Raw genomic sequence first — 5,190 nt, 5'->3', positions numbered from 1 at the left:
AGGTCAACGAATTGAAACTGGATATCCTCAAAAGGCATCATGCCCGAAAGCGGTGCCACGGTCGACATCGGATAATCGGCGATGACAGGACTGGCATTCGTCAGAACCTTAAGGACCGAAGACTTCCCGGAATTGGCGAACCCGACGAGGACGACCTCTGCGGCGCCCTGCTTTTCGACGGCATAGAGATCTCCTTTCCCTGATTTCTTTTTCCTCGTCGCCTCCTCGCGCAGCTGCGAGAGCCTCCTCCGCAGTTCAGCCCGTAGCTTGTCCGTACCCTTGTGTTTCGGGACGGTCGAGATGAGTTCCTCAAGGGCGGCAGTTTTCTCTCTGGGGCAGAGCGACTGTTTGAACCTCTTATCGGCCTCGAAATACTCCGGCGGAAGATTGGCAGGCATAATCAAATATAACACAGGAAAGTCCTGTTCATCCGATCTTCGCACGGGAGACCTCTTTTTCTGAATATCCTCCCGACGCTGAGTTCTGCCGGGTAATGATGAATAGACTATAATAGAAACGGTGAATCCCTTTCTCGCAAGATCGGTCGCGTACGTTTCAGTCTTCGCCTCGATGCTTTATTTTGAGGCCGGTCATCCTTTTGTACGGTCCGGCCAGAAGAAGGCCTTCCGCACGTTCTTTCACTTCGGCATGGGCCTTCTCAACGCAATCATTCTTTATCTGCTGCTTTTTCCCTTTCTCTATACGGCGGTCCGATACGGCCGCGCACATGCCCTCGGCTTGACTTACATGCTCGGGCTCGCCGGCTGGAGCGAGGTTCTCATAACCGTCGCGGTCTTTGACGTCTGGGATTACTGGATGCACCGCGCAAATCACAGGGTCGGCTTCCTCTGGAGGTTTCATAAGGCGCACCATTCCGATATGGAGATAGATGTGACGACCGCCTCTCGGTTCCATATCGGTGAGCTCCTTATCACGAACACCATCAAAGGGATGCTCATACTCCTCTGGGGCCCGTCGCTCTGGGGGTTCGTCACCTTCGAAACGCTTCTCACCGCGGCGTCACAGTTTCACCACGGCAATCTCGCCATCCCTTTAGGCACGCAGGACAGACTCGAAAAAGCGATCGTCACGCCGAGAATGCATCGCTGCCACCATGTCTTCGGAAGCAGGTGTTCGGTGAGTAATTATGCGACGGTCTTCAGTTTATGGGACAGGCTGTTCGGGACCTATCACTGGGCTAGGAACAGAAACGAGCTCGAACCGATCGGGGTAACGAGACCGAGAGGGCCGGAAACGATGAAATTACTGCCCATCCTTCTGACCCCCTTCGATCCTCTCTGAATCTTTCCCGGACATCCTCCTCAGCGGGGCGGCATCGGACTGGGATGATCTCCGACGGTCGGTTTTCCCGCGGGCGGCTTTTCCTGTCCGATAGAGCTTTTCTGGACAAGCCACGATTTTTTCCAGATGCCGTTTTCCTCGTACCAGGTATATCTCTCCTTGCCTTCCTGTTTGTGAATCGTCACTTCCGTGACAGCGAGGTTACCATCTGCGCCTCTCTTCATGAAGAAATCGAGATCGTAGACCTTGCCGTCCCTGTCGGTGAGATCAACACAGAAGAAGTAAACATCATTTCCGACATGGGCGAGGCGGTCGTCGTGGACCTTCTTCAGTTTAAGAGCGAGTTTCTTCGCCTGCAGGTCATCGTAGATTTCGTAAAACCCCCCGTATTTCTTCGATTCTTTCTCAATGTAAGACTCGATAGCCTCTTTCATCTCCTTCTTCGTCAGAGGCTTCTGAACAGCGCCCGATGATTGCTTCCCCGTAGGATGTTCTTTCGGATGCTCCGCTGCAGAGGAATAAGGGAAGGTGAGAAGTGCCGCGGATATCAGCACTGACACGGCGAAAGAAACGGCAAGATTCCCTGTCGTCATAGACATTTTTACCCCTTTACTTTCCGTGAGGACAGAATACAAGATCGGATGATTCCGCACGTCACAAGTATTGTTCAGATACGCTTCCTGACCGCTCCCTATTTCTTCCTTTTGGGAGTCGTCTTCTTCGTGGTACCGCAGGGCGATCTCTTCGAGCCCGGCTTGCATGCCATCTGCATCACCTCCTCATAACAATTAATTTGCAATTCCACTATACCAATCGGGGGAGAGGGTGTCAAATGAAAATGGAGCAGGCAGTCGCCTTTGGGGAAGATGAGGGAAAATGATAGAATAAAAAAGTTATTCAATATGCGGAGGAGGTCATCGCCATGACAAGGATGAACGGCATTGCAGGGTGCGGCATGATCGTTGTCGCACTCCTCTTCTCTCTGTTGGTTAGAGTCCAGGCAGAGTCACATGAGAACCACGGACCGACAGGAAAGAGTCTTTTCACGAAACATTTTCAGGATACGCTCTTCGACATCACCGGGCACGGGGCATATAGTGTCGAGATCCTGCTCGACGATAAGGAGTATAAGATAGGGAAGAACGTAATCGGAATTGTGGTTCACGACGCACAGGATTCCGATGTCGCGGGCGCCGAACTCATTATTTCCTATAAGCACCTTGCAACCAACGAGAACCTCACCGACGCTCTCCACGTGACGGATAAGGGGAACGGTCTCTACATCGTTTCGGGACTCGACCTGGGAAGAGAGGGCCGGAGGGAACTTTCGGTGACCGTAAAAAAAGGAAACGTCGAGGACGGTGCGAAGTTTATTTTTCCCGATGCACTGAAGGAGCGCTTGCCGAAGGGCAGGTATTCGCCGTGATCCCCCTCTCTTCGCTCATTGAAGAGGGCCGGTTGACTGCCACAGGGCAATCAGGTAGTGTAATGGATATGGAGAATGGACTATTCCGGTGAAGTGTCCCGAGTGCGGAGCAGAGATCGGAAGCGGCAGGACATGCGAGAAATGCGGGAAGGAAGTTCTGCCTCCGAAGGGTCTGGAAGTTGAGTACAAGGAGTTCAAGATATCGGAACTCCTCGACATAAAGATGACGGGGCGGGTTTCTTCCGGGAAGCCGGTGAAGAGACAGGCGGCCGCGGAGGAAAGAGGAGGAGGGGTTGAGAAAGCCATTCCCTCAGAGAGGAAATTATCCGGGAAAAAGCTCATCGCTGTGGCTGCCGCCATTGTCATCATCGCGACAATCACCGGGTTTTATCTGCTGAGATTCCTCATGAAGTGAAAATTTCATATTCTCGGCCGATTGTGATAAGGTAAGAAATGCAGCCGACCGTCACACTCTATACGATCAGCACCTGCAGGGTCTGTAAGGCGACCAGGAAACTCCTCGATGACCTGTCGGTCACCTACGAATGCACGGATGTGGATTTGCTGAAGAAAGAGGAGCAGGACGAGATTCTCGAAAAGATAAAGGCGGCAAACCCGCGCGGGGCCTTCCCCACGATTATCATCGGCGATACGACGATTGTAGGGCTTCAGGAAAAAGAGATCAGAAAGGCCCTCGGATTATGACGGAAGCCGAAAAACTCTACGAGATGTTACGCAAGCTGCAGGAGCCGAAAGGCTATCTCTTTAATAAGGACAGGGAAACCGTCTTTGACCTCCTCGATGGCCTTCTCGTGAATAAGGGACGCTACGGCTACATGTCCTGCCCTTGCAGGCTTGCGACGGGGGACTACGAGAAAGACAAGGATATCATCTGCCCCTGCATTTACCGCAAGCCTGATGTGGAGGAATACGGGAGCTGTTATTGCTATCTCTACGTCTCGAAGGAGTGGAACGACGAAAAGATATCCCACGCCTACGTTCCCGAGAGGCGATCCCTGGGGAAGATACCGGGTTAAGCGGGGATGCTGTCAGATTTTCTCGCACGAGGTCTTCACGAGGTCTCTGAGCCAGGCGAAGAGCGTCGCTGTCCCGTTCCTGAAATCCGTCAGGGGTTGTAACTCCCGAAGTGTCTCTATCGCGCCATCGGAATATAAGCCGATATATCCGTAAAGCGCCCTGCCACTTAAAAGCGAATAGAGGCAATAATCTCTTCCGACTGTGCGGTTATGCCTGACGATCACAAAGCCGATATTCCGGAGGAGATCCGTGCTGCTGTCAACATTGATCGGAGGTGAGGGCATGACCGAGACCCCGAATCCGAAGGTCCTCTCGAACCGCGCCACCTCCTCGTAGACCCTCGAAAGGAAGTCGAGCAGTCCGCTCTCCTCTGCCCATGTGGTCATTTCTAGGGATTTATTTACGGCCTTGACCGATTCCATCGATCCTCTCTCTTACTTTACGCTACGGACCGCTCTTCCCGCAACATACTCTGAATGCGTCAGGATTCATCTATTGGTGGCAGATGGCTCAGATGAGTCTCCTCACTTCGGAATCTGTGACAAAGAGCGTGCGAGGAACAGATTCAGGCAAGATGTTATATAATTCAGGGGAGAAAGGACTTGTTCGGATGGATGACCGGAAACATGAGCGAGCGTGAGGATAGGAAAGGCTGGAGAATGCTTTTCTGGCTTCTTGTCTTCGCCGCGGTGCTCGAGATTGTCTACTACTATCCGCTCCTTCCGGAAAGAGTGGCCTCCCATTTTGACGGTTATGGCAGGCCGAACGGATGGTCGTCCAGGGACGCCTTTATCGCGATCAATGCCTCTGTCACTCTGCTAATGGCGGTTCTCTATGCCGGCATCGGGTTCGCACTTCCCCGCTTGCCGGAGGCTCTCATCAATTTGCCGAACAAGGACTACTGATTCGCTCCTGAACGAAAGGCGGAGGCGATGGCGCTCATGAAGCGGGATATAACGGTCTTTTTTTCCGTGACGCTTGCTTTCCTGATCGGTACGATGCACCTCGTGATCAGGTTGAACATCGGTCGAAGCGAGACCCTCGGCAAGGGATTTCTCGTCCTGCTCGTCTGCTATCTCGTCTTTGTCACGGCCTGGACGATCGGACTGATAAGGAAATTCTCGGTGAAAAAGGCCGGGAGCACATAAGAAACGTCCGCTCTTGACGTATCATCCATGAAATCAGGAACGAGAAAGTTCTGCCTGTGACCTCTCATTTCCTTCGATTCAGACCCTCTTGCGTACTACCCTGTATTGAGGGCGGATAAACCAAAATGAGGATGATGGAAGACTGAGAACTACCTGGAGGTCTTGAGCCTTTCCAGTGACTCCCTCGCCATCTTCGCAACCGCGGAATCCGTCGGAGAAACGGAGAGGATCGCCGCCATTGCTTCTGATCCTCCCACCTGGCTCAGACTCCGAACG

10 protein-coding genes are annotated in these 5,190 nt (G+C 52.7%); 7 read left to right on the top strand and 3 right to left on the bottom strand.

Features of this window, described 5'->3' with window-relative positions; genetic code table 11:
• Positions 1–413: GTPase (locus tag VEI96_02460; protein HXX56848.1), on the bottom strand; the 413-nt coding region annotated here is incomplete at its 3' end.
• Positions 414–519: 106 nt separating this feature from the next.
• Between VEI96_02460 and VEI96_02455 the strand changes: the two genes are divergently transcribed.
• Complete coding sequence (locus VEI96_02455) at positions 520–1,302, top strand: sterol desaturase family protein (GenBank protein ID HXX56847.1); 783 nt, start codon at positions 520–522, stop codon at positions 1,300–1,302.
• 20 nt (positions 1,303–1,322) lie between these two features.
• Here the strand turns inward: VEI96_02455 and VEI96_02450 are convergent, their stop codons facing one another.
• Entirely contained in the window at positions 1,323–2,063 is a 741-nt protein-coding gene (locus VEI96_02450; GenBank protein HXX56846.1) for a hypothetical protein, read from the bottom strand.
• A 161-nt stretch (positions 2,064–2,224) separates the two neighbouring features.
• Here VEI96_02450 and VEI96_02445 point away from each other — a divergent pair, with 161 nt between their 5' ends.
• The 4 genes from VEI96_02445 to VEI96_02430 all read left to right on the top strand — a co-directional run bounded on the left by VEI96_02445 (position 2,225) and on the right by VEI96_02430 (position 3,765).
• The gene (locus VEI96_02445) at positions 2,225–2,728 is read left to right on the top strand and encodes a hypothetical protein (protein ID HXX56845.1); all 504 of its coding nucleotides are present in this window, start codon (positions 2,225–2,227) and stop codon (positions 2,726–2,728) included.
• A gap of 88 nt (positions 2,729–2,816) precedes the next feature.
• Positions 2,817–3,143: a hypothetical protein gene (locus VEI96_02440; GenBank protein HXX56844.1), complete on the top strand. Its 327-nt coding sequence runs from the start codon at positions 2,817–2,819 to the stop codon at positions 3,141–3,143.
• Between the two features lie 38 nt (positions 3,144–3,181).
• Positions 3,182–3,433, top strand: a complete 252-nt coding sequence (locus VEI96_02435; protein HXX56843.1) for a glutaredoxin family protein — start codon at positions 3,182–3,184, stop codon at positions 3,431–3,433.
• On the top strand, positions 3,430–3,765 hold the full coding sequence (locus VEI96_02430) for a ferredoxin-thioredoxin reductase catalytic domain-containing protein (protein ID HXX56842.1): 336 nt from the start codon (positions 3,430–3,432) through the stop codon (positions 3,763–3,765). Before VEI96_02435 ends, VEI96_02430 begins: the two co-directional genes overlap by 4 nt.
• A gap of 12 nt (positions 3,766–3,777) precedes the next feature.
• On the opposite strand, the gene VEI96_02425 is transcribed toward VEI96_02430, so the two are convergent.
• On the bottom strand, positions 3,778–4,188 hold the full coding sequence (locus VEI96_02425) for a hypothetical protein (GenBank protein ID HXX56841.1): 411 nt from the start codon (positions 4,186–4,188) through the stop codon (positions 3,778–3,780).
• A 204-nt stretch (positions 4,189–4,392) separates the two neighbouring features.
• Here VEI96_02425 and VEI96_02420 point away from each other — a divergent pair, with 204 nt between their 5' ends.
• Together VEI96_02420 and VEI96_02415 are read left to right on the top strand one after the other, a co-directional pair.
• Entirely contained in the window at positions 4,393–4,671 is a 279-nt protein-coding gene (locus VEI96_02420; GenBank protein HXX56840.1) for a DUF1648 domain-containing protein, read from the top strand.
• Between the two features lie 27 nt (positions 4,672–4,698).
• Entirely contained in the window at positions 4,699–4,914 is a 216-nt protein-coding gene (locus VEI96_02415; GenBank protein HXX56839.1) for a hypothetical protein, read from the top strand.
• Positions 4,915–5,190: the final 276 nt, after the last annotated feature.

The organism is Thermodesulfovibrionales bacterium (assembly GCA_035622735.1).
In the GTDB taxonomy this organism is placed as follows: Bacteria; Nitrospirota; Thermodesulfovibrionia; order Thermodesulfovibrionales; family UBA9159; genus DASPUT01.
Note: the sequence above shows the minus strand (reverse complement) of the source record. Positions and strands in the feature narration are given on the sequence as shown.

Excerpts from the sequence above, each read along its gene's own strand:
- VEI96_02420 (HXX56840.1), top strand. The coding sequence starts at position 4,393 with ATGAGCGAGCGTGAGGATAGGAAAGGCTGGAGAATGCTTTTCTGGCTT.
- VEI96_02430 (HXX56842.1), top strand. The coding sequence starts at position 3,430 with ATGACGGAAGCCGAAAAACTCTACGAGATGTTACGCAAGCTGCAGGAG.
- VEI96_02425 (HXX56841.1), bottom strand. The coding sequence starts at position 4,188 with ATGGAATCGGTCAAGGCCGTAAATAAATCCCTAGAAATGACCACATGG.
- VEI96_02415 (HXX56839.1), top strand. The coding sequence starts at position 4,699 with ATGGCGCTCATGAAGCGGGATATAACGGTCTTTTTTTCCGTGACGCTT.
- VEI96_02450 (HXX56846.1), bottom strand. The coding sequence starts at position 2,063 with ATGCAAGCCGGGCTCGAAGAGATCGCCCTGCGGTACCACGAAGAAGAC.
- VEI96_02445 (HXX56845.1), top strand. The coding sequence starts at position 2,225 with ATGACAAGGATGAACGGCATTGCAGGGTGCGGCATGATCGTTGTCGCA.
- VEI96_02435 (HXX56843.1), top strand. The coding sequence starts at position 3,182 with ATGCAGCCGACCGTCACACTCTATACGATCAGCACCTGCAGGGTCTGT.